This window comes from Herbiconiux sp. L3-i23 (genome assembly GCF_023734115.1).
GTDB lineage: Bacteria > Actinomycetota > Actinomycetes > Actinomycetales > Microbacteriaceae > Naasia.
Genome location: NZ_AP025737.1, coordinates 1,597,303 through 1,623,582 on the forward strand (window position 1 = coordinate 1,597,303; position 26,280 = coordinate 1,623,582).

Annotated in this window: 21 protein-coding genes; 6 read left to right on the top strand and 15 right to left on the bottom strand. The window is 68.7% G+C overall.

Features of this window, described 5'->3' with window-relative positions; all coding sequences use genetic code 11:
• Nucleotides 1-2 precede the first annotated feature (2 nt).
• The 9 genes from gap to NGH83_RS07575 form a co-directional block, all read right to left on the bottom strand.
• Nucleotides 3-1,007, bottom strand: a complete 1,005-nt coding sequence (gap, locus tag NGH83_RS07535) for a type I glyceraldehyde-3-phosphate dehydrogenase (RefSeq protein ID WP_251855659.1) — start codon at nucleotides 1,005-1,007, stop codon at nucleotides 3-5.
• A 114-nt stretch (nucleotides 1,008-1,121) separates the two neighbouring features.
• Nucleotides 1,122-1,748, bottom strand: coding sequence for a superoxide dismutase (locus NGH83_RS07540; RefSeq protein WP_251855660.1), 627 nt, complete (start codon nucleotides 1,746-1,748; stop codon nucleotides 1,122-1,124).
• A gap of 151 nt (nucleotides 1,749-1,899) precedes the next feature.
• Nucleotides 1,900-2,874: a DNA-binding protein WhiA gene (gene whiA, locus NGH83_RS07545; protein WP_251855661.1), complete on the bottom strand. Its 975-nt coding sequence runs from the start codon at nucleotides 2,872-2,874 to the stop codon at nucleotides 1,900-1,902.
• A gap of 59 nt (nucleotides 2,875-2,933) precedes the next feature.
• Nucleotides 2,934-3,845 (bottom strand): RNase adapter RapZ, encoded by a 912-nt coding sequence (gene rapZ, locus NGH83_RS07550; protein ID WP_256470095.1) that lies wholly within the window; start codon nucleotides 3,843-3,845, stop codon nucleotides 2,934-2,936.
• Between the two features lie 36 nt (nucleotides 3,846-3,881).
• Nucleotides 3,882-5,858: an excinuclease ABC subunit UvrC gene (gene uvrC, locus NGH83_RS07555; protein ID WP_251855662.1), complete on the bottom strand. Its 1,977-nt coding sequence runs from the start codon at nucleotides 5,856-5,858 to the stop codon at nucleotides 3,882-3,884.
• Between the two features lie 10 nt (nucleotides 5,859-5,868).
• The gene (gene uvrA, locus NGH83_RS07560; RefSeq protein WP_251855663.1) at nucleotides 5,869-8,757 is read right to left on the bottom strand and encodes an excinuclease ABC subunit UvrA; all 2,889 of its coding nucleotides are present in this window, start codon (nucleotides 8,755-8,757) and stop codon (nucleotides 5,869-5,871) included.
• 79 nt (nucleotides 8,758-8,836) lie between these two features.
• Nucleotides 8,837-9,259, bottom strand: coding sequence for a VOC family protein (locus NGH83_RS07565; RefSeq protein WP_251855664.1), 423 nt, complete (start codon nucleotides 9,257-9,259; stop codon nucleotides 8,837-8,839).
• A gap of 43 nt (nucleotides 9,260-9,302) precedes the next feature.
• Nucleotides 9,303-11,375 (bottom strand): excinuclease ABC subunit UvrB, encoded by a 2,073-nt coding sequence (uvrB, locus tag NGH83_RS07570; RefSeq protein ID WP_251855665.1) that lies wholly within the window; start codon nucleotides 11,373-11,375, stop codon nucleotides 9,303-9,305.
• A 58-nt stretch (nucleotides 11,376-11,433) separates the two neighbouring features.
• Entirely contained in the window at nucleotides 11,434-12,297 is an 864-nt protein-coding gene (locus NGH83_RS07575) for a LysR family transcriptional regulator (RefSeq protein WP_251855666.1), read from the bottom strand.
• Nucleotides 12,298-12,365: 68 nt separating this feature from the next.
• Between NGH83_RS07575 and NGH83_RS07580 the strand changes: the two genes are divergently transcribed.
• On the top strand, nucleotides 12,366-13,265 hold the full coding sequence (locus NGH83_RS07580) for a DMT family transporter (protein WP_251855667.1): 900 nt from the start codon (nucleotides 12,366-12,368) through the stop codon (nucleotides 13,263-13,265).
• Here the strand turns inward: NGH83_RS07580 and coaE are convergent.
• Both coaE and NGH83_RS07590 read right to left on the bottom strand, forming a co-directional pair.
• A complete protein-coding gene (gene coaE, locus NGH83_RS07585) occupies nucleotides 13,255-13,863 on the bottom strand; it encodes a dephospho-CoA kinase (protein WP_251855668.1) in 609 nt (202 codons plus the stop codon). The two genes, NGH83_RS07580 and coaE, sit on opposite strands and share 11 nt — an antisense overlap.
• Nucleotides 13,864-13,872: 9 nt before the next feature.
• Nucleotides 13,873-15,156 carry an MFS transporter gene (locus NGH83_RS07590; protein WP_251855669.1) on the bottom strand — a complete coding sequence of 428 codons (1,284 nt, stop codon included), beginning with the start codon at nucleotides 15,154-15,156 and terminating at the stop codon, nucleotides 13,873-13,875.
• A gap of 142 nt (nucleotides 15,157-15,298) precedes the next feature.
• Here NGH83_RS07590 and NGH83_RS07595 point away from each other — a divergent pair, with 142 nt between their 5' ends.
• Nucleotides 15,299-16,147 (top strand): LysR substrate-binding domain-containing protein, encoded by an 849-nt coding sequence (locus tag NGH83_RS07595; protein ID WP_251855670.1) that lies wholly within the window; start codon nucleotides 15,299-15,301, stop codon nucleotides 16,145-16,147.
• Between the two features lie 83 nt (nucleotides 16,148-16,230).
• Here the strand turns inward: NGH83_RS07595 and rpsA are convergent, their stop codons facing one another.
• The gene (gene rpsA / locus NGH83_RS07600) at nucleotides 16,231-17,709 is read right to left on the bottom strand and encodes a 30S ribosomal protein S1 (protein WP_251855671.1); all 1,479 of its coding nucleotides are present in this window, start codon (nucleotides 17,707-17,709) and stop codon (nucleotides 16,231-16,233) included.
• A 246-nt stretch (nucleotides 17,710-17,955) separates the two neighbouring features.
• Here rpsA and NGH83_RS07605 point away from each other — a divergent pair, with 246 nt between their 5' ends.
• The 3 genes from NGH83_RS07605 (at nucleotide 17,956) to NGH83_RS07615 (ending at nucleotide 20,661) form a co-directional block, all read left to right on the top strand.
• A complete protein-coding gene (locus NGH83_RS07605; RefSeq protein WP_305881781.1) occupies nucleotides 17,956-18,954 on the top strand; it encodes a methionine ABC transporter ATP-binding protein in 999 nt (332 codons plus the stop codon).
• Entirely contained in the window at nucleotides 18,951-19,712 is a 762-nt protein-coding gene (locus tag NGH83_RS07610; protein WP_251855672.1) for a methionine ABC transporter permease, read from the top strand. Before NGH83_RS07605 ends, NGH83_RS07610 begins: the two co-directional genes overlap by 4 nt.
• 106 nt (nucleotides 19,713-19,818) lie before the next feature.
• The gene (locus NGH83_RS07615; RefSeq protein WP_251855673.1) at nucleotides 19,819-20,661 is read left to right on the top strand and encodes a MetQ/NlpA family ABC transporter substrate-binding protein; all 843 of its coding nucleotides are present in this window, start codon (nucleotides 19,819-19,821) and stop codon (nucleotides 20,659-20,661) included.
• A gap of 78 nt (nucleotides 20,662-20,739) precedes the next feature.
• On the opposite strand, the gene NGH83_RS07620 is transcribed toward NGH83_RS07615, so the two are convergent.
• From NGH83_RS07620 to polA, 3 genes are read right to left on the bottom strand one after another with little or no spacing between them, the layout of a single operon-like run.
• Entirely contained in the window at nucleotides 20,740-22,422 is a 1,683-nt protein-coding gene (locus NGH83_RS07620; RefSeq protein ID WP_251855674.1) for a DUF885 domain-containing protein, read from the bottom strand.
• 43 nt (nucleotides 22,423-22,465) lie between these two features.
• Entirely contained in the window at nucleotides 22,466-22,918 is a 453-nt protein-coding gene (locus NGH83_RS07625) for a PTS sugar transporter subunit IIA (protein ID WP_251855675.1), read from the bottom strand.
• A 28-nt stretch (nucleotides 22,919-22,946) separates the two neighbouring features.
• Nucleotides 22,947-25,640 carry a DNA polymerase I gene (polA, locus tag NGH83_RS07630; RefSeq protein ID WP_251855676.1) on the bottom strand — a complete coding sequence of 898 codons (2,694 nt, stop codon included), beginning with the start codon at nucleotides 25,638-25,640 and terminating at the stop codon, nucleotides 22,947-22,949.
• A 69-nt stretch (nucleotides 25,641-25,709) separates the two neighbouring features.
• On the opposite strand from polA, the gene NGH83_RS07635 reads away from it, so the two are divergent.
• On the top strand, nucleotides 25,710-26,135 hold the full coding sequence (locus NGH83_RS07635; RefSeq protein WP_251855677.1) for a PaaI family thioesterase: 426 nt from the start codon (nucleotides 25,710-25,712) through the stop codon (nucleotides 26,133-26,135).
• Nucleotides 26,136-26,280 lie beyond the last annotated feature (145 nt).

Here is a 26,280-nt window from a genome sequence, read left to right on the forward strand (position 1 = left end):
ACTCAGAGACGCTCGGCGACGTACTCGGTGAGGTCCACGAGACGGTTGGAGTAGCCCCACTCGTTGTCGTACCAGGCCGAGATCTTGACCTCGTTGCCGAGGACGCGGGTCAGGCCGGCGTCGAAGATCGACGAGTGCGGGTCGCTCACGATGTCGCTGGAGACGATCGGGTCCTCGGTGTACTTGAGGTATCCGTCGAGGTAGCCCTCGGCCGCCTCCTTGTACGCCGCATTGACCTCGGCGACCGAGACCGTGCTGTTCGTCACGACGGTGAGGTCGGTGATGGAGCCGGTGGGCACGGGGACGCGCAGCGCGAAGCCGTCGAGCTTGCCCTTGAGCTCGGGCAGCACGAGGCCGATGGCCTTCGCGGCGCCGGTGCTGGTGGGGACGATGTTGACGGCGGCGGCGCGGGCGCGGCGGAGGTCGCTGTGCGGGCCGTCCTGGAGGTTCTGGTCGGCGGTGTACGCGTGGACCGTGGTCATGAGGCCGCGCTCGATGCCGAACTTGTCGTTGAATACCTTGGCGAGGGGCGCGAGGCAGTTCGTGGTGCAGGACGCGTTCGAGATGATGTTGTCGGTCTCGGGGTTGTAGTCCTGGTTGTTGATGCCCATGACGAAGGTGGCGTCCTCGTCGGTCGCGGGGGCCGAGATGATGACCTTCTTCGCGCCGGCCTCGATGTGCTTGCGGGCGTCGGCGGCCTTGGTGAAGCGACCGGTGGACTCGATGACGATGTCGACGCCCAGGTCGCCCCAGCCGAGGTTCGCGGGGTCGCGCTCGGCGAGGACCTTGATGGCCTTGCCGTTGACGACGATCGTGTCGCCCTCGAGTTCGACGGTGGCGTCGAGACGGCCGGTGATCGAGTCGTACTTGAGCAGGTGAGCGAGCGCCGCGTTGTCGGTGAGGTCGTTGACCGCGACGATCTCGAGCTCACTGCCCTTGGCGAGGGCCGCCCGGAAGTAGTTGCGGCCGATGCGACCGAATCCGTTGATGCCGACACGTACTGCCAACGAAAGTCTCCTGAGAACTGGGCGCCGCGCGGCGCCGTGTATGGGTGATGTTGATGTTGGTTACCGGCGCGGGAGCCTCTGTCGGCTCTCCGCGCCGGTAAAGAGCCTAGCCCTCTACGGGAGGACGATCAGGCCCTTGGTCCCCTGGCGGGCGGCGGCGAGACGCTCGCCCACGTTCTGCCAGTTCACGATGTTCCAGAACGCCTTCACGTAGTCGGCGCGGACGTTTTTGTAATCGAGGTAGTAGGCGTGCTCCCAGACGTCGAGCATCAGGACCGGGATCGTCGCCGCGGGCACGTTGCCCTGCTGGTCGAAGAGCTGCTCGATGACGAGCTGCTCGCCGATGCTGTCCCAGGCGAGGAGCGCCCAACCGGAGCCCTGGACGCCGAGCGCGACGGCCGTGAACTGCGCCTGGAACTTGTCGAAGTCGCCGAACGCGTCGTCGATCGCCGCGGCGACCTCGCCCTCGGGGCGACCCTGGCTGTCGGGGGTCAGGTTCGTCCAGAAGATCGAGTGGTTGACGTGACCGCCGAGGTTGAACGCGAGGTCCTTCGACAGCTTGTTGATGTTCGCGAGGTTGCCCGAGTCGCGGGCTTCGGCGATCTGAGCGAGCGCAGTGTTGGCGCCGGTCACGTAGGTCTGGTGGTGCTTGCTGTGGTGCAGCTCCATGATCTGCGCGCTGATGTGCGGTTCGAGTGCCGCGTAGTCGTACGGCAACGCCGGCAAGGTGTACTCAGCCATAGAGTCCTTCTTCTTCCGTCTCGGCCCGGCAGGCGCTCGAACGAGCGCCCCTGGGTGTGCTCTTTCAGTCTATGGACCCGCGGAGAACGTGCGGTATTCCCTCAGAGAACCCTCGGGTTGCCTGACAATGAGCGCCGCCGGGCGGTCCGCGTCAGTCGAGGTCGGCGGGGAGATTTGCCTCGGTGCCGGGGATCCCCTGGTCAGCGGCCTTCTTGTCGGCCATCGCCAGCAGGCGGCGGATACGGCCGGCGACGGCGTCCTTCGTCATCGGAGGATCGGCGTGGTGGCCGAGCTCGTCGAGGCTCGCGTCGCGGTGCGCGAGGCGCAGCTCGCCCGCGTACTTCAGATGGTCGGGGATCGTCGGCCCGAGGATCTCGAGCGCACGCTCCACCCGGGCGCAGGCGGCGACGGCGGCCTGCGCCGATCGACGGAGGTTCGCGTCATCGAAGTTGACGAGGCGATTGGCCGTGGCGCGCACCTCGCGGCGCTGGCGCATCTCCTCCCAGTTGCGGCGGCTGGCACGGGCGCCCATGCGCTCGAGCATGTCGCCGATCGCCTCGCCGTCGCGGATGACGACGCGGTGCACACCGCGCACCTCGCGGGCCTTCGCCGGCACGCGGAGCCGGCTGGCGGCTCCGACGAGCGCCATCGCGGTCTCGTTGCCCGGGCACATGACCTCGAGGGCGGCCGAGCGACCCGGGTCGGTGAGCGTGCCGCGGGCGAGGAACGCGCCCCGCCAGATGGCCTCGAGGTCGTCGAGCGACCCCGTCGTGAGTCGGTTCGGCAGCCCGCGGATCGGTCGACGCCGTGCGTCGAGCAGACCCGTCTGTCGGGCGAGAGTCTCACCGCCGTCGATGACACGGACGACGTACGAATTGGTGCGACGCGTTCCCGAGGCCGAGATGACGGCCACGTCGCCGCGGACGCCGTACAACTCGGCGAGATCCTTGCGGACGCGCTTGGCGAGCTGCACCGAATCGAGCTCGGACTCCACCGCGATACGCCCCGAGATCAGGTGCAGACCTCCGGCGAATCGGAGGATCGTCGCCAATTCCGCCGCTCGCACGGTGGTTTTACCCACATCGATCTTTGCGAGTTCGTCCTTGACGTCCGCGGTCAGTGCCAACTGCTCGTCCTCCAGCGCCTCAATCGTGAACCTCCAGTCTTACATCCTGCTGAAGGGTGTCACTCCCGGCCGAGGTCCCGATGCTTGACGGTGACACCCACACCTGGCAACGAGCCGAGTCGCCGGGCGAGCTCCTCGATGATGGCGACCGAACGGTGTCGACCTCCGGTGCAGCCGACGGCGATCGTGGCGTGGCGCTTGTTCTCGCGCGAGTATCCGGCGAGCACCGGCTCGAGCATCGCGGCGAACCGGTCGACGAACTCCATCGCACCCTCTTGAGCGAACACGTACTCGCTGACATCGCTGTCGAGACCGGATCCCGGCCGCAGCTCGGGGATCCAGTAGGGATTCGGCAGGAAGCGGGCGTCGGCCACGATGTCGGCATCGGTCGGCACCCCGTATTTGTGCCCGAAACTCGCGAGCGTCACGCGGACGGCCGGTTCGTCGGCCTCGCCGAACAGCTCCGTTATCGTCGAGGCGAGCTGGTGCACGTTGAGCTCGGAGGTGTCGACGACGATGTCGGCCATCGCGCGCATCTGCGAGGTGCGCGTGCGTTCGGCGGTGATCCCGTCGAGGAGCGTGCCGCCGCCCTGGAGCGGATGCGGCCGGCGCACCTGCTCGAAGCGCCGCACGAGGGCGCTGTCGCTCGCGTCGAGGAAGAGCACCCGGATGGGCGTGCGGGAGCGCAGACCGCGCACCAGCTCGTCGATCTCGGAGAAGCGCGCACCCCCTCGGACGTCGACGATGACGGCCACCTTGGGGAGGCTGTCGCCGGCGTGCTCCGCGACGTCGATCAACGGGATGAGCATCTGCGGCGGCAGGTTGTCGACGACGTACCAGCCGACGTCCTCGAGCGCATTGCCCGCCGTCGTACGGCCCGCGCCGGACATGCCGGTGACGACGAGCACGGACTGGCCGGAGGACTCGTCGGCGGTGGTCGGCGCCGCGGGTGGCGCGGGTCGGTCGCTCATCGGCTCTGGTCATCCCCTCTCACCGGAGCCTCAAGCCTATCGAGCGCGGAGCCGCTCGTGGACCGTCTGCGCCGTCACCAGGCCGACGCCCTTCACCGCTGTGATCTCCTCGACACTCGCCTTCTTCAGCTTCGCGACCGACCCGAAGTGACGCAGCAGCTCCCGGACCCTGGCCGGTCCGAGCCCGGGGATCTCGCCGAGGACGCTCGTGATGTCCCGCCCGCGCCGTGCGCGCTGGTGGGTGATCGCGAACCGGTGGGCCTCGTCGCGGATGCGTTGGATCATGAACAGCGCTTCGCTGTTGCGGGGAAGGATGATCGGGTAATCGGTGTCGGGCAGCCACACCTCTTCGAGCCGCTTCGCGATGCCGCAGATCTGGATGCCGGTGACTCCCGAGTCGCGCAGCGCCCGCGCGGCCGCCTGCACCTGCGGCTGTCCGCCGTCGACGATCAGCAGGTTGGGACGGTAGGAGAACTTGCCCGGCTTCTTCGGCGCCTGGGCGAGCTCCTCCTCCAGTTCGCGCAGTTCGTCGTCGGCCGATTCGTCGCCGTCGTCGCCAAGGGTCTCGACCGGGTCGATGCCGACGAGGGCCTCGAGCTCGGCCTCCTCGGAGTCGGGCTTGTCGAGATAGGACAGTCGCCTCGAGAGCACCTGATAGAGCGATTCGGTGTCGTCGGTCGAGTCGGCGACGTTGAACCGGCGGTACTGGTCCTTCTTCGGCAGCCCGTCCTCGAAGACGACCATCGACGCGACGATGTTGGTGCCCGACAGATGCGAGACGTCGTAGCACTCCATCCGCAGTGGAGCCTCATCGAGCTCGAGCGCCTCCTGCAGATCGGTGAGCGCCTGGCTGCGGGCGACGTAGTCGGCGCTGCGCCGGGTCTTGTAGAGCCCGAGTGCCTGCTTGGCGTTGATCGTCGCCGTCTGCAGCAGGGCCGCCTTCTCGCCGCGCTGCGCCGCACGCAGCTTGACGCTCCCCCGACCGCGGATCTCGGAGAGCAGCTGCTCGAGCGCGTCGGCGTCGTCGGGGAGCTCCGGAACGATGATCTCGCGCGGCGGCGGCTCACCGCCGTCGTACGCGCTCTGCAGCACCGAGTCGACGAGGTCGGGCAGGCCGATGTCGAGCTCCTTGTCGACGACCCAGGAGCGGACACCGCGCACCCGTCCACCCCGCACCCGGAACTGCTGCACGGCCGCGGCGAGCTCGTCGTGCTCGATGCCGAAGACGTCGGCGTCGACAGCGTCGGAGAGCACGACGGCGCTCGACTCGAGCACGTTCTCGAGGGCGGCGAGACGGTCGCGCAGCACGGCGGCGCGTTCGAAGTCGAGATCGGCGGACGCCGCCTTCATCTCCGCCTGCAACCGGCTGATCATCCGCGGGTCGGGGTTGGCCATGAACGCGACGAACTGGTCGACGATGCGGCGGTGCTCCCCCACCGAGACCTTCATCGAGCAGGGCCCCCCGCACCGGCCGATCTGGCCCGGGAAGCAGGGCCTGCCCGTCTCCATCGCCCGCTTGTAGCTCGAGTCGGAGCAGGTGCGGATCGGGAACGCGCGCACCATCTGATCGATCGTCTCGCGGACGGCCCAGATCTTCGGATACGGGCCGAAGTAGCGGGCCCCCGGGATCTTGCGGTTACGGGTCACCATCACCCGCGGCGCCTCGTCTCCGAGGGTCACCACCATGTACGGGTAGGTCTTGTCGTCGCGGAACTTGACGTTGTACGGCGGAGCGAACTCCTTGATCCACGTGTACTCGAGCTGCAGCGCCTCGAAGTCGGAGCCGACCACCGTCCACTGCACGCTCGATGCGTGGGTGACCATGTGCCGGGTGCGCTCGTGCAGGGTGTGCAGCGGCGCGAAGTAGTTGCTGAGCCGTGCCCGCAGGTTCTTCGCCTTGCCGACGTAGAGCACCCGCCCGGTTGCGTCCTGGAATCGGTAGACGCCGGGCTCGGTCGGGATCTCCCCCGCCTTCGGACGGTACGGGACCGTCGGCGATGTGCGTGTTGCCATCGACGCCAGGCTACGATGCGCGCGAGAGCGACCGGGCCTCGCCGTAGAGGATCTCGGCGAGGAAGCGACCGGTGTGGCTCTCCTCGATGCCCGCGATCTTCTCCGGTGTGCCGCTCGCGACGACGGTGCCGCCACCGGACCCGCCTTCGGGACCCATGTCGACGATCCAGTCGGACGACTTGATCACGTCGAGGTTGTGCTCGATGCAGATGACCGTGTTGCCCTTCTCGACGAGCGAGTTGAGCACCATCAGCAGCTTCTGCACGTCCTCGAAGTGCAGTCCCGTCGTCGGCTCGTCGAGCACGTAGACGGTGCGTCCGTTGGAGCGCCGCTGCAGTTCGGTCGCCAGCTTCACGCGCTGCGCCTCGCCACCGGAGAGCGTCGTGGCGCTCTGACCGAGGCGGACGTAGCCGAGGCCGACGTCGACGAGGGTCTTGAGGTAGCGGTGGATCGCGGAGATCGGCTCGAAGAACTCGGCGGCCTCGGAGATCGGCATGTCGAGGACCTCGGCGATGTTCTTGCCCTTGTAGTGCACGGCGAGGGTGTCGCGGTTGTAGCGGGCGCCCTGGCACACCTCGCAGACGACGTAAACGTCGGGAAGGAAGTTCATCTCGATCTTGATCGTGCCGTCGCCCTGGCAGTTCTCGCAGCGGCCGCCCTTGACGTTGAAGCTGAATCGGCCCGGCTGATAGCCGCGCGACTTCGCCTCGATGGTCTCGCTGAACAGGGTGCGGATGCGGTCGAACACGCCCGTGTAGGTGGCGGGATTCGATCGCGGGGTGCGTCCGATCGGCGCCTGGTCGACGTGCACCACCTTGTCGAGGTTGTCGACGCCGGTCACCCTGGTGTGCTTGCCCGCGACCTTGCGCGCCCCGTTCAACCGGTTGGCGAGCACCCGGTAGAGGATGTCGTTCACGAGCGTGCTCTTGCCCGAGCCGCTGACACCGGTCACGGAGGTGAAGACTCCGAGCGGGAACTCGGCCGACACGTTCTTCAGGTTGTTCGCCTGCGCACCGACGACGGTCAGCATGCGCTTCCTGTCGATCTTGCGGCGCTTCTTCGGCGTCTCGATCGCGCGCCGGCCGGAGAGGTAGTCGCCCGTCACGGACTCGGTGTTGGTGAGCAGCGTGTCGTAGCCGCCCGAGTGGACGACCTTGCCACCGCCCTCGCCGGCGCCGGGGCCGATGTCGACGATCCAGTCGGCGGTGCGGATGGTGTCCTCGTCGTGCTCGACGACAATGAGGGTGTTGCCGAGATCGCGCAGTTTGACGAGCGTGTCGATGAGCCGACGGTTGTCGCGCTGGTGCAGACCGATGCTCGGCTCGTCGAGCACGTAGAGCACGCCGGTGAGCCCCGAACCGATCTGGGTCGCGAGGCGGATGCGCTGAGCCTCGCCTCCGGACAACGATCCCGCCGAACGGCTGAGCGTCAGATAGGTGAGTCCCACCTCCAGCAGGAACTCGAGGCGCACCCGGATCTCACGCAGCACCTGTGCGGCGATCTTCACGTCGCGCTCGTTGAGCGTGAGCCCGTTCACGAACTCGCTCGCGTCCGAGAGGCTCAGGTCGGCGACCTCGGCGATGCTCCTGCCGTCGACGCGGACCGCGAGCACCTCGGGCTTGAGACGCTTGCCGTGGCAGACCGCGCACGGCACCTCGCGCAGGTACTCGGCCCACCGCGCCCGCTGCGTGTCGGACTCGGCCTGCATGTAGTTGCGCTCGAGGTACGGGATCACGCCCTCGAAGCCCTGCGAGTAGGTGACCTCGCGGCCGAAGCGGTTCTTCCACCGCACGTGCACCTCGAAGTTGTTGCCCCGCAGGACCGCCTCCTGCGCTTCGGGGGCGAGCTTGTTCCACGGCGTGCTGAGGCTGAAGCCGAGGTCCTTCGCGAGCCCCTTGAGGAGGCGCTCGTAGTAGTTGTAGAGCCCCTTGCCCTGGCTGGTCCAGGGGATGATGACGCCGTCCTTGATGCTCAGGTCGGGGTCGCCGAGCAGCAGGTCGGCGTCGACCGCCATGCGGGTGCCGAGGCCGGAGCATTCGGGGCACGCGCCGAACGGGGCGTTGAACGAGAAGGTGCGCGGTTCGATCTCGGTGAGCTGAATCGGGTGCTGGTTCGGGCAGGACAGCTTCTCGCTGAACGTCTGCCACGCGGTGTCGCCCTCACGGTCGACGAAGTTGATCTGCACGATCCCGTCGGTGAGACGGAGCGCCGTCTCGAGCGAATCGGTGAGACGGGTGAGGAGGTCGTCGGAGGCGACGAGGCGGTCGACGACGACCGCGATGTCGTGCTTGTACTGCTTCTTCAGGGTCGGCGGGTCGCTCAGCTGCGCCATCTCGCCGTCGACCATGGCGCGGGAGAAGCCCTTCGCCGCGAGCTCCTTGAAGAGGTCGACGAACTCGCCCTTGCGCTGCTGCACGACCGGCGCCGTCACCTGGTATCGGGTGCCCGTCTCGAGCTCCATCAGCTGGTCGGCGATCTGCTGCACCGTCTGCCGCGAGATGACCTCGCCGCAGATCGGACAGTGCGGCACGCCGACGCGCGCCCACAGCAGACGCATGTAGTCGTAGATCTCGGTGATGGTGCCGACCGTGGAGCGCGGGTTGCGGTTGGTCGACTTCTGGTCGATCGAGACCGCGGGGCTCAGACCCTCGATGAAGTCGACGTCGGGGCGGTCGACCTGGCCGAGGAACTGCCGGGCGTACGCGGACAGCGATTCGACGTAGCGACGCTGCCCCTCGGCGAAGATGGTGTCGAACGCGAGGCTCGACTTGCCCGATCCGGAGAGCCCGGTGAACACGACGAGCGAGTCGCGCGGGATCTCGAGGTCGACGTCGCGGAGGTTGTGGACGCGTGCTCCGCGCACGCTGAGCTTGGGACCGGGAACGGGGGAAATCGGCACCCGAAAAGTCTAGGTCGACCCTCCGACATCGGTCCCCCGGTTCGCTGTCAGCAAGGTCTGCTCTCGGTCGGCATCGCGCTCACTCGAGCTCGACCCCGCCATCGTCTCGGAGCGTCCAGTCGGGGTTGACCGCGATCTCCCACGGATGCCCGTCGAGGTCGAGGAAGAGCCCCGAGTATCCGCCCCATTCGGTGGGAGCCCCCGGGCGCCCGATAGTGGCGCCGGCGGCCTCGGCGCGGGCGAGCAGCTCGTCGACCTCCTCGACGCTCGCGACGTTCTGAGCCAGGGTCACCCCGCCCCAACCACCCGTGTCGGTCACCGCCGAGTCGGCCGCGAGCGAAGCCCGCCCCCAGAGCGCCACCACCATGCCGCCGGCCTGGAAGAAGGCGACCTCCCCCGCGACGGACTTCGAGCTGGCCCGCCAGCCGAGCGCCTCGTAGAAGGCGATCGACCGGGCGAGGTCGGTGACCCCCAGCGTGATCAGACTGACGCGTTGCTGCATGGCTCCTCCTCGAGTTCCGGACGATTTCGGTCGGCCCGGTTCGTCAGCTGATGTGGCCGGCCTTGGCCATCTGTCGGAGCTCGCCCTTCATCTCGTTCAGCTCGTCGCGCAGACGCGCCGCCAGCTCGAACTTCAGCTCGGCCGCGGCCTGAAGCATCTGGTCGTTCAGGTCGGCGATGATCGACTCGAGCTCCGCCGCCCCCTGCGCCGCGATGCCCTCGCGCTTCGACCGGAGGTTCGGAGTGGGTGAGCGCTTGCCGGACTGCCGGCCCGCGAGCAGCTCCTTCGTGTCGGCGCCCTCGCGGATCAGCTGATCGGTGATATCGGCGATCTTCTTGCGCAGCGGCTGCGGGTCGATGCCGTTCTCGAGGTTGTACGCGATCTGCTTCTCGCGGCGCCGGGTGGTCTCCTCGATGGCGTTCTTCATCGAGTCGGTCAGTGTGTCGGCGTACATGTGCACCTCGCCGGACACGTTTCGCGCGGCGCGCCCGATGGTCTGGATGAGCGAGGTCGAGGAGCGGAGGAACCCCTCCTTGTCGGCGTCGAGGATCGCCACGAGCGACACCTCGGGCAGGTCGAGGCCTTCGCGGAGCAGGTTGATGCCGACGAGCACGTCGTAGACGCCCGCCCGCAGCTCACTGAGGAGCTCGACGCGTCGCAGGGTGTCGACGTCGGAGTGCAGGTAGCGCACGTTGACGCCCGACTCGGTGAGGAAAGCGGTCAGCTCTTCGGCCATCTTCTTCGTCAGCGTGGTGACGAGGACGCGTTCGTCGCGCTCGACGCGCACTCGGATCTCTTCGAGGAGGTCGTCGATCTGGCCCTTGCTCGGTTTGACGACGATCTGCGGGTCGACGAGTCCGGTGGGGCGGATGATCTGCTCGACGAAGCCGTCGGCCATGCCGAGTTCGTAGCGACCGGGAGTCGCCGACAGGTACACGGTCTGCCCGACCCGGTCCTTGAACTCCTCCCACTTGAGCGGCCGGTTGTCCATCGCGCTCGGCAGGCGGAAACCGTGCTCGACGAGGGTGCGCTTGCGGGAGGCGTCGCCCTCGTACATCGCGCCGATCTGCGGCACGGTCACGTGCGACTCGTCGATGACGACGAGGTAGTCGTCGGGGAAGTAGTCGAGCAGGCAGTTCGGCGCCTCGCCGGGGCGGCGCCCGTCGATGTGCCGCGAATAGTTCTCGATGCCGGAGCAGAAGCCGATCTGCTCCATCATCTCGAGGTCGAACGAGGTGCGCATGCGCAGGCGCTGCGCCTCGAGCAGCTTGCCCGCCTTCTCGAGTCGTGGCAGCTCCTCGGCGAGCTCCTCGCGGATGGTGCCGATCGCCCGCTGCATCGTGACGGGGCTCGCGGCGTAGTGGGTGGCGGGGAAGATCGAAACGGAGTCCATCTGCCTGATCACCTCGCCGGTGAGCGGGTGCAGCGAGTAGAGCGCCTCGATCTCGTCTCCGAACATCTCGATGCGCACCGCGTGCTCTTCGTAGACGGGGATGATCTCGATCGTGTCGCCCTTGACGCGGAAGCGACCGCGGGAGAAGTCGTAGTCGTTGCGCTCGTACTGCATGTTGATGAAGCGCCGCACCAGCTGGTCGCGCGAGATGCGATCGCCCACCTGGACCGCCACCATCGCGCCCAGGTACTCTTCGGCGGCGCCGAGCCCGTAGATGCAGGAGACGGTCGACACGACGACCACGTCGCGACGGCTCAGCAGCGAGTTCGTGGTCGAGTGCCGCAGTCGCTCGACCTCGGCGTTGACCGAGCTGTCCTTCTCGATGAAGGTGTCGGTCTGCGGCACGTAGGCCTCGGGCTGGTAGTAGTCGTAGTAGGAGACGAAGTACTCGACCGCGTTGTTGGGCATGAGCTCGCGGAACTCGTTCGCGAGCTGCGCAGCCAGGGTCTTGTTGTGGGCGAGCACGAGCGTGGGTCGCTGCACCTGCTCGATGAGCCAGGCCGTCGTGGCCGACTTGCCGGTTCCGGTGGCGCCGAGCAGCACGACGTCGGTCTCGCCGGCGTTGATGCGGCCGGCGAGCTCTTTGATCGCGCCCGGCTGGTCGCCGCTCGGGGCGTACTCGCTGATGACCTCGAAGGGGCGCACGGCACGGGTCGGCTGCATGTCCTTCAGTGTAGGAAGACCCTCCGACACGAGGGCCCCTATTCGCTGACGGCGGAGCCTAGGCCGACCGGTACGCCGCCTCGAGCGCGTCGCCCAGCTCGTCGGTGAGCGGATGCGCCCGCTGCGGATCCCAGACCAGGCGTACCTCGAGCGCCGGAGCGTCGACGAGGGGCAGGTACCGGACGCCCGCCCGGGGGTATTGATGACTCGTCGAGACGGCGCTGATGCCGACCACTCCCCCGGCGGCGATCCGATCGACCCATTCGTCGACGTCGCCCGTGAACACCATCGCGGGAGCGGCCGTCAGGCCGACCTCGAGCCACAGCTCCGGCCGCGTCGTGCCCGTGGTGCGGTCGACCGCCACCGTCGCATCGACGAGATCGCGCAGCTGCAGGGTCGAGCGGGCGGCGAGCGGGTCGTCGGCGGCGACCGCGGCGACGCGAGGCTCGGTGCCGACGAGCCGGGAGCGGTAGGCGGTGTCTGTGAGGGCGTGGCGCACGATGGCGGCGTCGACGTGGCCCGCGGCGAGCCCCGAGGTGCGGTCGTTGTGCTTCTCGAGGACGAGCGGCGCATCGGGGTGTGCCGACGCCCACGACCGTGTCACCGGGATGGTCAGCGCCCCGAGGGCCGACCAGGAGTGACCGATCCGCAACGGGCGCACGGCACCGGCCGCGGCGGCGTGGACCCGTTCGGCCTGACGGACCAGCACGCGGGCTTCAGGCAGCATCCGCTCGCCTGCGGGCGTGAGCTCTAGGGACCTCGTGGTGCGGCGGAACAGCGCGGTGCCCACGATGCGCTCGAGGGCGGCCACCGTGCGCGACATGGCCGCCTGAGACGAGCCCAGCGCGATCGCCGCGTCGGTGAACGAGCCCTCGTCGGCGACCGCGAGGAAGGCGCGGAGGTGTCGGAGCTCGAGATCCATACGCGAGAAGCATAAGTGGGAGGCGGGATGCATTTCTCGCTTCGCGGCGCCCGGCGTAGCGTCGCAGGGTGGCACCGCTTCCCTCCCGCAGCTCGCGCACCCTGTTCGCCGCGGGGCCGATCGTCAGCGCGGCGTCGGTGCAGACCGGCGCGGGTTTCGGCGCTTCGCTGCTGCCCCTGATCGGCCCGATCGGCGTGGTCGGACTGCGACAGTTCTTTGCGGCACTGGTGCTACTGCCGGTCGTGATCCGCGGTGCCCGCGGGTTCACCTGGAAGACGGTGCGACCCGCGCTTCTGCTCGGATTGATGCTGGTCGTGATGAATCTCGGCATCTACGGCGCGCTCGAGCGCATCCCGCTCGGACTCGCCGTGACGCTCGAGTTCCTGGGTCCTCTCGCCCTCGCGCTGCTGTCCTCGCGTCGTCTCGTCGATCTGTTCTGCGGGCTCGCCGCCGGCGGGGGCGTCGTTCTGCTGACCGGCACCGTCGACGATCTCGACCTGCTCGGGGTTCTGCTCGCCCTGCTGGCCGGTGCGGCGTGGGTCGGCTACATCGTCTTCGGCCAGGGCGCCTCCCATTCGCTGCCGGGCGCCCAGGGAACCGCCGTCGCGAGCGGCGTGGCGTCGCTGATCACACTGCCGATGCTGGTCGTCATCCTCGTCCACACACCGGCGGAGGAACTCGGTCGCATCGCCCTGATCGGACTCGTCGTCGGAGTGCTCTCGTCCGCGTTGCCCTACTCCATCGACCTCGCCGTGCTGAAGCGGGTGCCACGCGGGCTGTTCAGCGTGCTGCAGAGCGTGCACCCCGCCGCCGCCGCAGTGTCCGGGCTGCTGATCCTCGGGCAGTCGCTCGGCCTCGGTCAGGTGGTGGGGCTCGTCGTCATCAGCCTCGCGAACGTCGTCGCCGTCGCCCAGTCGAGCCGTCGCAGCGCGGCCGCCCGCCGAGCCGAAGAGGCGCTCACCGTCTGAGCGTCCCCCGAAGCACGGGCCAGAGGGCGTCGACCTCGGCGATCGTCTCCGCCAGGGTGCGCGACGAGTCGATCACGTGATCCGCGAGGGCCAGTCTCTCGTCGTCGCCCGCCTGGGCGCCGATCCGCCGCTCCGCCTCGTCGCGCGTCATGCCGCGCTTCTCGACCAGTCGCTGGATCCGCACGTCGGCCGGCGCGTGGACCACGACCACGGCGTCAAACTCGCGGCGCCCCCTCGCCTCAGCGAGGAGCGGCACGTCGTACACGACGACCGCCGCCGGATTGAGCGCGAAGGCGTCGGCGAAGGCGCGCTGCGACAGGCGTCCGACCTCGGGGTGCACGATCGCGTTGAGACGCTCGCGCGCCGCCGCGTCTCCGAAGACGATGGCGCCGAGCGCGGGCCTGTCGAGGGCGCCATCGGGTCCGATCACCGCGGATCCGAACTCCCGCTCGATCGCCTCGAGACCCGGGCTGCCGGGTTCCACGGCGACGCGCGACAGCACGTCGGCGTCGACGATCACCGCCCCCAGAGCCTCGAGCCGGGCGGCGACGGTCGACTTTCCGGCGGCGATCCCGCCGGTGAGCGCGATCAGAGGCATGCCTCCAGCCTAGGCGGCGGGGACCGCGGCTCTCACGGCGGCGCGGCGACGCCACAGCAGCAGCGCGATGACCGCGGCGGCCACCGCGGGCACGATGCCCGAGACGACCATGCCGGTGTGGGCGCCGAAGCTCTCGACGATCCATCCCATGACCGGGCCGCCGATCGCCTGACCGCCGAGCAGCAGCAGGATGTAGACGGACATCACCCGGCCGCGGATCGCCGGGTTGCTGGACAGCTGCACGAGCGAGTTCGCCCCGGTGATGAAGAGCAGGTTCAAGACTCCGACGGCGAAGAGCGCCACGCAGAAGGCGAGCTCGACGGGCATCGTGCCGCCGACCGTCTGCAGGACGGCGAACAGTCCGCCCGCGACGATCACGGTGCGCAGGGTGAGGCTCGCACGCCGCGTCGACGCGATCGCTCCGACGAGCGCACCGCCCGCGAGCACCGCGTTGTAGAGCCCGTAGCCGCCGGGCCCCGAGTGGAAGACGTCGTCTGCGAACGAGGCTAGGAGCACCGGCATCGTGAACGCGAACACCGCGAGCACGCCGACCATCACCAGCGTCCAGAGGATCTCGGGCTTGCGGCCGATGTAGGCGAGCGCCTCGCGGAGCTGTCCCTTGCTGCGAGGTGCGGCCGGCGCAGGCATCAGGTGCTCGGTGCGCAGCGACAGCAGGATGCCGACGACGACCAGGCAGGCGACGGCGTTGATCGCGAACGACCAGCCCGCGCCGACCGAGAGCAGCAGTGCACCGCTGACCGCCGGTCCGATGAGTCCGCCGAGCTGGAAGATCGAGGCGTTGAGGCTGATCGCGTTGCTCAGGTGCTTCTGCCCGACGACTTCGCCGACGAAGACCTGGCGGGCGGGGTTGTCGACCACGGTCACGAGGCCGGAGAGCAGCGCGAGCACGTAGATGTGCCACACCTGGATGGTGCCGGTGAGCGCGAGCACAGCGAGGGTGGCGCTGAGGATCGCGCTCAGCGTCTGCGTCGCGAGCAGCAGGTTGCGCTTCGGGAAGCGGTCGGCGATGAGTCCGCCGACCATGCCGAGCAGCAGCATGGGGGCGAACTGCGCCGCCACGGTGATGCCGACGGCGGAGGCGCTGCCCGAGAGTTCGAGGACGAGCCAGTCCTGTGCGACGCGTTGGATCCACGCCGCCGTCATGGCGACGAAGTGCGAGATCGCGAAGAGGCGGTAGTTGCGCACCGACAGGGCGATGAGGGTGTGCCGCCACGGTGGGCGGGCTCGGAGGACGGGAAGCGGTGCGGTTCGGCTGTCGGTGTAGGCGGTCACGTGTGTGGTGCTCGTTCGATTCTTCTTGCGTTCCGTATCTCGCCGGGAGACCCCGGCGGCGTCTTCGACGGTACTCGCCGTATCGCTATTGAGCGACTAGATTCCTACTATCAGTTCTATTGGCTTCTCGAATGGAGTCGTCATGCTCGATCCGGTCCTCCTCCGCACCTTCCTCGCGGTCGCCGATACGGCCAGCTTCACGGCCGCCGCCGCGCGTCTCGGCATCAGTCAGCCCACCGTGAGCCAGCACGTGCGCCGACTCGAGGAGTCGGTGGGCAGGCGCCTCTTCACCCGCGACACCCGCGACGTGCGCCTCACCGACAACGGGGACGCGATGACCGGGTTCGCGCGCAGCATCCTCGCCGCGCAGGCCGCGGCTGAGAACTATTTCGGCGGTGCGGCGATGAGCGGACGGCTGCGATTCGGCGCGGCGGACGACCTCGCGATCACGCAGCTCCCCCGCATCCTCCGGCAGTTCAGGGCTCTGCACCCGCGGGTGAACCTCGAACTGACGGTCAACCAGAGCGACGTGCTGAAGCGCCGCCTCGCGGCCGGGCATCTGGATCTGGTGTTCGTGAAGGACTTCGTGGGGGCGACCGAGGGGACGTTCGTCGGACGCGACTCACTCGTCTGGGTGGCGGAGGAGCGCACCGAGATCGACCCTTCGGGTCCGGTGCCGCTCATCGTCTATCAGGCGCCGAGCTTCAGTCGCACGCTCGCGATCGAGGCTCTCGAGGCCGAGGGGCGGACCTGGCGGATCACCTGCAACGTCCGCGAGGTCAACGGTCTCCTCGCGGCGGTCAGGGCAGGTCTCGGCGTGGCGGTGTTCCCGCACTCACTGCTGCCGGCGGATCTCGTGAAGGTGAGCCGCCGGTTCGAGCTGCCCGAGCTCGGCGACATCGAGTACCGCCTGCACTCGAACCCGCTCGCGGCGAAAGAGCCGCTCGAGGCGCTCACCGCGGCGATCACCGCGCAGCCCATCCTCCGCTGAGGCAGGTCCGCCGACGAGTCCCCCGGCGGAAGCCGAACGGCCGGCCACCCGAAGGTGACCGGCCGCTCGCTATCCGAATCGGATCAGTTGTTGGAGCTGAGACGCTCGCGCAGGGCGGCCAGCGACTCGTCGTCGGCGAGGGTTCCGCCGCGGCTCTCGCTCGAGTACGAGCTGGAGCTCGACGACGAGGAGGACGAGTTGTCGGGAGTGATGCCCGCGGCCTCGTCGGCGATGCTGCGCAGGATCTGCTCCTTGTGCTGCTCCCAACGGGCCTGAGCGTCGGCGTACTGCTGCTCCCAGGTGGCGCGCTGCTCCTCGAAGCCTTCCTTCCACTCGCCGGTCTCCTGGTCGAAGCCCTCGGGGAACTTGTACTCGCCGCGCTCGTCGTACTCGGTCGGCATGCCGTAGAGGGCCGCGAGACCGGAGTCGAACTCCTGGTTGCTCGGGTCGATCGCCTCGGTGGCCTGCTTGAGGCTCAGCGAGATGCGGCGACGCTCGAGGTCGATGTCGATGATGCGGACGAAGACCTCGTCACCCACCGACACGACCTGCTCGGCCAGCTCGACGTGCTTGTTCGAGAGCTCGGAGATGTGCACCAGACCCTCGATGCCGTCGGCCACGCGGACGAACGCACCGAACGGGACGAGCTTCGTGACCTTGCCCGGTGCGATCTGACCGATCGCGTGGGTGCGGGCGAAGACCTGCCACGGGTCCTCCTGCGTCGCCTTGAGCGACAGGGAGACGCGCTCGCGGTCGAGCTCGACGGAGAGCACCTCGACGGTGACCTCCTGGCCGACCTCGACGACCTCGCTGGCGTGCTCGATGTGCTTCCAGCTGAGCTCGGAGACGTGGACGAGACCGTCGACGCCGCCTAGGTCGACGAACGCACCGAAGTTGACGATCGACGAGATGACACCCTTGCGGACCTGTCCGGGGTGCAGGTTCGCGAGGAACGTGCTGCGGCTCTCGGACTGGGTCTGCTCAAGCAGGGCGCGACGCGACAGGACCACGTTGTTGCGGTTCTTGTCGAGCTCCAGGATCTTCGCCTCGAGCTCCTGACCCAGGTACGGGGTGAGGTCGCGCACGCGGCGCAGCTCGATGAGCGAGGCGGGGAGGAAGCCGCGGAGGCCGATGTCGACGATCAGGCCGCCCTTGACGACCTCGATGACCGTTCCGGTCACGACGCCGTCGGCTTCCTTGATCTTCTCGACGTCACCCCATGCGCGCTCGTACTGGGCGCGCTTCTTGCTCAGGATGAGACGGCCTTCCTTGTCCTCCTTCTGGAGAACGAGGGCCTCGACCGAGTCGCCGACGTTGACGACCTCGTTGGGGTCGACGTCGTGCTTGATGGAGAGTTCGCGGGAGGGGATGACACCCTCGGTCTTGTAGCCGACGTCGAGGAGGACCTCGTCGCGGTCGATCTTGACGACAGTGCCCTCGATCAGGTCTCCGTCGTTGAAGAACTTGAGGGTCTTCTCGACCGCGGCCAGGAAGTCTTCAGCAGATCCGATGTCGTTGATGGCGACCTGCTTGGCGGCCGGGGCGGTCGTAGTGGTTGACATGTAGTAGAAACTCCAGAGGTGGACAGGTAATCAGGTCGCGGCGAGGCAGGAGCCCCGGGAAGTCCACGACGAGCGGACAGGTGTTGTCGCGAACGCACGCCGAAGGCGCGACAGACGCAACACGACAGCTTACCGCGGAACGCCGCCGGGCATAAGCCTCGGCGAGCCGTGCTCGGCACGCGTGTCGTCACATTAGGTAACGCCGATTCGACGCAGGACATTCCGGGCTGATTGGCTCGACGGACCGTGATCACCGCATCCCACCTGTCCAAGTCGTATTCCACCGCCGACGGCTCCGTCGTGCGTGCCCTCGACGACGTGAGCCTCGAGGTCGAGCGCGGTCAGATCTTCGGTGTCCTCGGACAGAGCGGGGCCGGCAAGAGCACGCTGATCCGCACGCTCAACCTGTTGGAGCGGCCCGACTCCGGCACGGTGACGATCGACGGCCAAGAGCTGACGGCACTGTCGGGCGGCGCCCTGCGCGCGGCGCGGCAGCGCATCGGCATGGTGTTCCAGCACTTCAACCTGCTCGGCAGCAGGACCGCTCGCGGCAACGTCGAGCTCGCGCTCGAGATCGCCGGGGTCGGTGGGGACGAGCGTCGCCGTCGCGGAGCAGAGATCCTCGACCTCGTCGGCCTGTCGGCGAGAGCCGACGCGTACCCGGCCCAGCTGTCGGGCGGCCAGAAGCAGCGCGTCGGCATCGCGCGGGCGCTCGCGGCGAAGCCATCGGTGCTGCTCTCGGACGAGGCGACCAGCGCCCTCGACCCCGAGACCACCGCCTCGATCCTCGACCTGATCAAGGGCATCAGCACCGAGCTCGGCCTTACCGTCCTGCTGATCACCCACGAGATGGATGTGGTGAAGCGGATCTGCGACGGCGTCGCCCTCATCGACGATGGCCGCATCCTCGAGCAGGGCGGACTCGTCGACCTCGTCTCGACGCCGGGCTCCCGCCTCGCGCGCCAGCTGTTCCCGCTCGGTCCGCTGCCCGACGGCGACGCGGACACGGTCATCGACGTGACCTTCTCGGGCGGCAGCGCCGACCGTCCGGTGATCGCCCAGCTGGCCCGCACCTACGGTCTCGACGTCAGCATCCTCGGGGCGTCGATCGAGCATCTCGGTGGACGGCAGGCGGGGCGCACCCGTCTCGAGCTGCCGGGCGTCGCATCCACCCACCGGGCCGCGATCGCCGACCTGCGGTCGCAGGGGCTCCTCGTCGAGGTCGTCCGAGGAGGCGCCGAATGATCGACATCAACGCTCCGGAGTTCTGGCCCGATCTCATCGACGTCCTCTGGCTCGGACTGCTGCAGACGCTCTACATGGTCGGCGGCTCGCTGTTCTGGACGATCCTCATCGGTCTCCCCCTCGGCGTGCTGCTCGTGACCACCGAGAAGGGCGGGCTGCTCGCGAGCCCCTTCGGGTCGCGGGCGTTCGGCGCCGTCGTGAACCGGATCATCGACTTCGTCGTCAACCTCGGCCGCAGCGTGCCGTTCATCATCCTGATGATCGCGTTGATCCCGTTCACCCGGCTGCTCCTCGGACGCTTCATCGGCACCGACGCCGCCATCGTGCCGCTCTCGGCCGTCGCGATCCCGTTCTTCGCCCGCATGGTCGAGATCGCGCTCAAGGAGGTCGACTCGGGACTCGTCGAGGCCGGCGAATCGCTCGGCGCCTCGAAGTGGCAGATCATCCGCAAGGTGCTCCTGCCCGAGGCGATGCCGAGCATCATCCTCGGCACGTCGACCACGATCACCTCGATCATCAACTTCTCGGCGATGGCGGGGGTGGTCGCCGCGGGCGGTCTCGGCGACGTCGCCATCCGCTACGGCTACCAGCGGTACAGCTGGCCGCACATCATCGCGGTGATCATCGTGCTCTTCGCGCTGGTGATGCTGCTGCAGGGGCTCGCCGCGCTGATCGCTCGTGCACTGGCGCACCGCGGTCCCGTTCGACGGATCACGCTCGGCCGACTCACCGATCCGCGCGCAGCCGTTCCCGACTGACCCGCATCACTGACCCGTCCCGCATCACGCGCACGACGGTCTCCGCACGACCCGTACCACCGGCACCGCACCATCCGCACCGTTCCCAGATGAGATGAGACACAGCATGTCCCGATTCAGCACCCGCACCGCCCTCGCGGCCGTCGGCGCCCTCGCCGTCGTCGCCTTCGGCCTCACCGCCTGCGCCCCTCCCGGGGAGTCGGGCGGCGCGCCCGCCGACGCCTCCGGCGACTCGCTCGGCACCGTCAAGGTCGGCGCGCTCGCGACGCCCGCCGGGGACATCCTGAACTTCGTGCAGGAGAACCTCGCCGAGGAGGCCGGGCTCACCATCGAGTTCGTCGAGTTCACCGACTACAACACGCCGAACACCTCGCTCGCCGAGGGGTCGACCGACGCGAACCTGTTCCAGAACTCGACGTTCCTCGCCAACTTCAACAGCTCGACGGGCGGCGAACTCGTCGACGCCGGCGAGATCTACCTGCCCACCGCCGCGTTCTACAGCGACACGGTCGACAGCCTCGACGACCTCGAGGACGGCGCGACCATCTCCATCCCGAACGACCCGACCAACGAGGGACGCGCGCTCAAGATCCTCGCCGCCGAAGGCCTCATCGAAACCACCGACGAGCCCACCACGATCGCCGATGTCACCGACAACCCGAAGAACTTCCAGTTCGTCGAGATCGAGAACGCGAGCCTCCCGCAGGCGGTCGCCGACAGCGACGCCGCGTTCGTGACGCTGGCGTTCGCGCTGCCCGCCGGGCTCTCCGCCGACGAGGCGATCCTCGTCGAGGGCGCCGACAGCGACTACTACAACATCCTCGCCACCACCCCGGAGCTCGAGGACGACCCCCGTATCGCGAAGCTCAAGGAGCTGCTGCTCTCCGACGAGACGAAGGCCTTCATCGAGGAGACCTGGGGCGGCCTGGTGGTCCCCGCCGAGAGCTGACCCTTCGAGGTGCCGAGAAGGGGCGGGAGACGCGAGTCGTCTCCCGCCCCTTCTCGTTCCGCGGGGTCCGGGGCTCGGCTAGCCGAGCAGAACCGTCCTGAGCGTGTCGAGGCCCACTCCCCCGAGCTCCAGCGCCCCGCGGTGGAAGGCTTTCGCGTCGAATCCGGCGCCCTCACGTCGAGCCCGCTCCGCCCGGATCTGGCCCCACATGCGCTGACCGACCTTGTACGACGGGGCTTGGCCCGGCCACCCGAGGTAGCGGTCGACTTCGAAGCGCGTGGTCGAATCGTCGGTGTTCGAGTTCGCGCGCATGAAGTCGAGCGCGGAGGCGGCGTCCCAGACCCCGGCGCCGTCGGGCCGCTGCTTGCGGAGGTGCACTCCGATGTCGAGCACGACGCGCGCCGACCGCATCCGCTGAGCGTCGAGCATCCCGAGGCGGTCTGCCGGGTCGGTCAGGTAACCGAGTTCGTCCATGAGCCGTTCGGCGTAGAGGGCCCACCCCTCACCGTGCCCGGACACGAAGTTGTTGCGTCGCCAGCTGTTGAGCGCGGCGCGATTGTGGATCGCGATGCCGTTCTGCAGGTGGTGACCCGGGACGCCCTCGTGGTAGACGGTCGTCTTCTCGCGCCAGGTCGCGAAGCTCGTGACGTCGGTCGGCACCGACCACCACATCCGCCCCGGCCGTGAGAAGTCCTCGGTGGGCGGCGTGTAGTAGATGCCGCCCGTGTGGGTGGGGGCGATCAGGCACTCGAGCGCCCGCACGGCGACGGGGATGTCGAACTCGCTGCGACCGAGTTCGTCGATGGCGCGGTCGCTGAGGTCCTGCATCCATGCCTTCAGCGCGTCGGTGCCGTCGAGCATCCGCGAGGCGTCCGAGTCGAGGGAGGCGATCGCCTCTTGCACTCCCCCGCCGGCGACGATCTCGCGGGCGATGGCCTCCTGCTCGGCGGTGTCCCGGGCGAGTTCTTCGAGGCCCCATTCGTAGGTCTCGTCGAGGTCGACGCTCGCTCCGAGGAAGCCGCGCGACGCCAGTGCGTAGCGGTCGCGCCCGACGGCGTCGTCCTTGCCCGCCACCGGCGCGAGCTCGGTCTCGAGGAACTCGGTGAGCCGGGCGTACGCGCGCATCGCGAGGATGGATCCGGCTTCGAGGTCGCGGCGCAGGGCGTCGCTCACCGGCACGCCGCCGACGCTCGCCCCGCTGGTCATCGAGGCGAAGAACCCGTCGCTCGCCGCGCTCTCCCGCGTTTGAGCGGCGACCGCCTCGACCTGTCGGATCGCCGGAACGACGCCCCGCTCGATGCCGGTGCGGAGGGTCGCGATGTAGCCGTCCACTGCTCCGTCGACCGCGGCGAGGCGCATCGCGATGTGCTCCCACTGCTCCGCCGTGTCGGTCGGCATGACGTCGAAGATCTCGCGGATGTCCTGCGCCGGAGAGGCGATGACGTTGAGGTCGCGCAGGTGCACCTCGGCGTCGTGGTTCTCGAGCGCCAGGTCGAGGTCGCGGAGCAGGTCGAGCTTTGTCACCTCGTCGACGGCGTCGACGGGCTCGGCGGCCTGCAACTGCGCCCGTGTGCGACGGGCGGCGTCGGCACGGGCGTCGTGGCCGGACGGCGACAGGTCGCCGTAGCGTCCCTCACCGCCCGATCGGCCCAGCCAGACGGAGAACTCGGGCGAGAGTTCGACGACGGTGTCGATCCACTCGTCGGCGATGCGGTCGATCGGTGTGTCGCGGGCCGGCCGCGCGGTGCTGTCTTCGCTCATCGCGTCGAGCCTATGCCCGGCGTCTGGCGATGCGGCGGTGCGCTCAGGCGGCGAAGAGGGCGGTGATCTGCTCGGGTTCGCGTGCGGTGCGGAGGCGCTCGGCGAGATCGGGGTCGAGCAAGATCTCGGCGAGCCGCGCCACGAGACCCACGTGGCCGCCGGCGGGTGCCGCGATGCCGATGCAGACCGTCGCGCGCTCGCCGTCGCCCCAGTCGACCCCGTCGGGGAAGCCGAGGACGACCATCGCCGACCGCTTCACGGAGTCCTTGCCGCTCGAGGTGCCGTGGGGAATCGCGACGCCCTCTCCGATGAAGGTGGTCACCGCGCGTTCGCGTTCGAGCATCGACTCGACGTAGGCCTCGTCCACCGCACCCGATGCGACGAGGGCCTCTCCGCACTGGGCGACCGCGTCGAAACGGTCGGTCGCGCTCAGTCCGAGACGGATCGACGATTCGCCGAGCAGCTCGGTGAGAGGCGTTCTGGTCGGTCCGGTCACTGTGCTCCCCTTTTCAGTGCGCGCCGTCTCAGTGCGCAGCGTCATCCCAGTTGGCGCCGTGCCCGACCTGCACCTCGAGCGGGACGCGCAGCTCGGCCGCGTCACCCATGCGGGCCGTCACGATCTCCTCCACCGCGTCGCCCTCGCCGTCGGCGACCTCGAAGACCAGTTCGTCGTGCACTTGGAGGAGCATCCGGGACTCGAGTTCGCGGGCACGCATGTCGGCGTCGATCGCGATCATCGCGAGCTTCATGATGTCGGCGGCGGAGCCCTGGATCGGCGCGTTCAGCGCGGCACGTTCGGCATTGTCCCGAAGCACGCGATTGGGGCTGTTGAGGTCGGGGAACGGACGACGACGCCCATGGATCGTTTCCGTGTATCCGTCGGCCCGAGCCTGCTCCACGACGTTGCGCAGGTAGTCGCGGACCGCGCCGAAGCGGTCGAAGTAGTCGGTCATCAGCTGTCGCGCCTCGCTGGTGTCGATGCGCAGCTGCTTCGAGAGCCCGAACGCGCTGAGGCCGTACGCGAGCCCGTAGGACATGGCCTTGACCTTGGTGCGCATGCCCGGAGTGACGTCGGATGGGTCGACCCCGAAGACACGGGAGCCGACGAAGCGATGCAGGTCCTCGCCGCCGTGGAACGCCTCGATGAGGCCCGCGTCGCCCGAGAGGTGCGCCATGATCCGCATCTCGATCTGCGAATAGTCGGCGGTGAGCAGCGTCTGGAACTTCGGCCCGTGCACGAAGGCGGCGCGCATACGGCGACCCTCGTCGGCACGGATGGGGATGTTCTGCAGGTTCGGGTCGTTCGACGAGATGCGCCCGGTCGTGGTGCCCGTCTGCACGTAGGTGGTGTGGATGCGCCCGTCGGAGCCGATGCCGCGCTCGAGGGTCTCGATGATCTGGCGCAGCTTGCTCGCGTCGCGGTGCTGCAGCAGCAGGTCGAGGAACGGGTGCGGATTCTTGTCCATGAGGTCGGCGAGCGAGTCGGCGTCGGTGGAGTAGCCGGTCTTCGTCGCCCGCGTCTTCGGCATGCCGAGCTCGTCGAAGAGCACCTGCTGCAGCTGCTTCGGCGAGCCGAGATTGAGTTCGTGCCCGAGCACCTCGAACGCCTCGGAGGCCAGGGCGTCGATGCGGGTGGAGAGGTCGGCGCTGAGGCCCTTCAGCAGCTCGGCGTCGATGGCGACGCCGTCGAGCTCCATGCTCGCGAGCACCCGCAGGGTGGGGATCTCGATGTCGCGCAGCACTCGCAGGTCGCGGTCGTCGAGCACCTCGCGGAGGCCGTGCACCGCCCGAAGGGTGAACCAGGCGGTCGTCGCGGGCCCGGTGTCGGCGTCGTTCTCGGGGACCAGCTGGTTGGGGTCGGCTTGCGGCAGCACTTCGCCGAGGTAGCGCTGGACGACGTCGGCGAGCGTCTTGTCGACGCCGCTCGGACGGAGCAGCCATGCTGCGACGAGAGTGTCGAACGCGATGCCGTCGAGCTCGAGCCCGGCGCCGCGGAGCACCTTCAGCTGCGCCTTGGCGTCGTGCAGCACCTTCGGTCGGTCGCTCGCGAGCCACCGTTCGACCGGTGCGTAGTCGGCGCGGCCGGGGATCCAGTTGAGCAGCACCGACTCATCCTGCCCGGCGATGCCGATGCCGGTGAGCTGACCGCCCGTCGTCTCGACCGTGAGCCCGAGACCGTCGGGGTTGGCGGCGTGCTGACGGTCGAGCCACGCGGCGAGCTCCTCGTCGAGGAGCTCTGTCTGCGGCGCGGGTGCGGGAGGCGCGGTGCTCGGCTCCTGCTCGATCGCGCCCTCGACGGTCGACGCGGAGGACTGATCACCGCCGCCCTCGAGCTTCATGACCCGTTCCAGCAGGGTGCGGAACTCGAGCCGCGCGAAGAGGTCGCGCACGGCGCGCTCGTCGATCGGCTTGCGCTCGAGGTCCTTCGGCCCGACCTCGAGCTCAACGTCGTCGATGAGCCGGTTGAGGCGCCGGTTGCGCTCGGCGCGTTCGCGCTGCTCGCGGAGGTTGTTGCCGACGACGCCCTTGATCTCATCGGCGTGCTCGAGGATGCCGGCGAGGCTGCCGTAGAGGCCGAGCCACTTCACGGCGGTCTTCTCGCCGACCTTGTCGATGCCGATCAGGTTGTCGCTCGACTCGCCGACGAGAGCCGCGACGTCGGGGTATTGGGCGGGCTCGATGCCGTACCGCTCGCGCACGGCGGCGGTGTCGTACCGCTTGAGGTCGGACACGCCGCCCTGTCGTCCCGACGGGTAGAGCAGGGTGACGTCGTCGCCGACGAGCTGGATGGTGTCGCGGTCGCCCGAGCAGACGAGGACGTTGAAGCCTTGTTCGCGACCCTGCCGGGCGAGGGTGGCGAGGATGTCGTCGGCCTCGAAGTCCTCTTTGGTGAGAGTGACGATGTTCATCGCCGTGAGCGCGTCCTGCAGCAGCGGCACCTGGCCGACGAACTCGTTGGGCGTCTCGCTGCGGGTGCCCTTGTACTCGGGGTACTCACGGGTGCGGAACGAGTGCCGCGAGATGTCGAACGCGACGGCGATGTGGGTGGGCTTCTCGCGCTGGAGCAGCAGCAGCAGCATCGACAGGAAGCCGTGGATGGCGTTCGTGTGCTGGCCGTCGGAGGTCTGGAAACTGTCGACCGGAAGGGCGTAGAACGCCCGGAACGCGAGCGAGTGGCCGTCGATTACGAGGAGGGTAGGCTTGTCGCTCTCTGACACCCTGCCAGCCTAGCCGCGAGCACCGACACGGGTTCTGCGAGGCTGCCGGGGCCGCGCGAAAGGACTCCGATGACGAAGGTGCCCGACGATCTCCACCCCGAACTCCGGGAGCGGCTGCTCGAGACCGAGGGCGGCGCGCTCGCGCGGAAGATGGGCATCGAATTCGTTGAGCTGTCGGCGTCGCACTCCGTCGCCCGGATGCCCGTCGAGGGCAACACGCAGGTGATCGGACTGCTGCACGGCGGCGCGCACGTCGTGCTCGGCGAGTCGCTCGGATCGGTGTCGTCGGCGATCCACGCGGGTCCCGGCCGATACGCGGTGGGCATCGAGATCAACGCGACCCATTCGCGCTCCATCACCGAGGGCTGGGTGACGGCGACCTGCGACGCGCTGGTGCTCGGCCGCACTCTGGCGACGCACGAGATCGTGGTCCGCGACGACGAGGGCCGCCGCCTCTCGACGATCCGCATGACCAACATGCTCCGCGACCGGTAGGGCGTTCCGGGCGAGCGCGCACGTTCCGCCGGGCTCCCGCGCCGCAACGCACTCCCAGGATCCGATTGGGCCCCACGGCGCACGCTTGCGGCGAGGGATGCGGGCACAGACGCACGTTTCGGCGGGCGCAGACGCCCGGAACGTG

Coding starts and splice junctions, on each gene's coding strand:
- NGH83_RS07540 (WP_251855660.1), bottom strand. CDS start 1,748: ATGGCTGAGTACACCTTGCCGGCGTTGCCGTACGACTACGCGGCACTC.
- rapZ (WP_256470095.1), bottom strand. CDS start 3,845: ATGAGCGACCGACCCGCGCCACCCGCGGCGCCGACCACCGCCGACGAG.
- uvrC (WP_251855662.1), bottom strand. CDS start 5,858: ATGGCAACACGCACATCGCCGACGGTCCCGTACCGTCCGAAGGCGGGG.
- NGH83_RS07565 (WP_251855664.1), bottom strand. CDS start 9,259: ATGCAGCAACGCGTCAGTCTGATCACGCTGGGGGTCACCGACCTCGCC.
- uvrB (WP_251855665.1), bottom strand. CDS start 11,375: ATGCAGCCGACCCGTGCCGTGCGCCCCTTCGAGGTCATCAGCGAGTAC.
- NGH83_RS07575 (WP_251855666.1), bottom strand. CDS start 12,297: ATGGATCTCGAGCTCCGACACCTCCGCGCCTTCCTCGCGGTCGCCGAC.
- coaE (WP_251855668.1), bottom strand. CDS start 13,863: ATGCCTCTGATCGCGCTCACCGGCGGGATCGCCGCCGGAAAGTCGACC.
- NGH83_RS07595 (WP_251855670.1), top strand. CDS start 15,299: ATGCTCGATCCGGTCCTCCTCCGCACCTTCCTCGCGGTCGCCGATACG.
- rpsA (WP_251855671.1), bottom strand. CDS start 17,709: ATGTCAACCACTACGACCGCCCCGGCCGCCAAGCAGGTCGCCATCAAC.
- NGH83_RS07610 (WP_251855672.1), top strand. CDS start 18,951: ATGATCGACATCAACGCTCCGGAGTTCTGGCCCGATCTCATCGACGTC.
- NGH83_RS07615 (WP_251855673.1), top strand. CDS start 19,819: ATGTCCCGATTCAGCACCCGCACCGCCCTCGCGGCCGTCGGCGCCCTC.
- NGH83_RS07620 (WP_251855674.1), bottom strand. CDS start 22,422: ATGAGCGAAGACAGCACCGCGCGGCCGGCCCGCGACACACCGATCGAC.
- NGH83_RS07635 (WP_251855677.1), top strand. CDS start 25,710: ATGACGAAGGTGCCCGACGATCTCCACCCCGAACTCCGGGAGCGGCTG.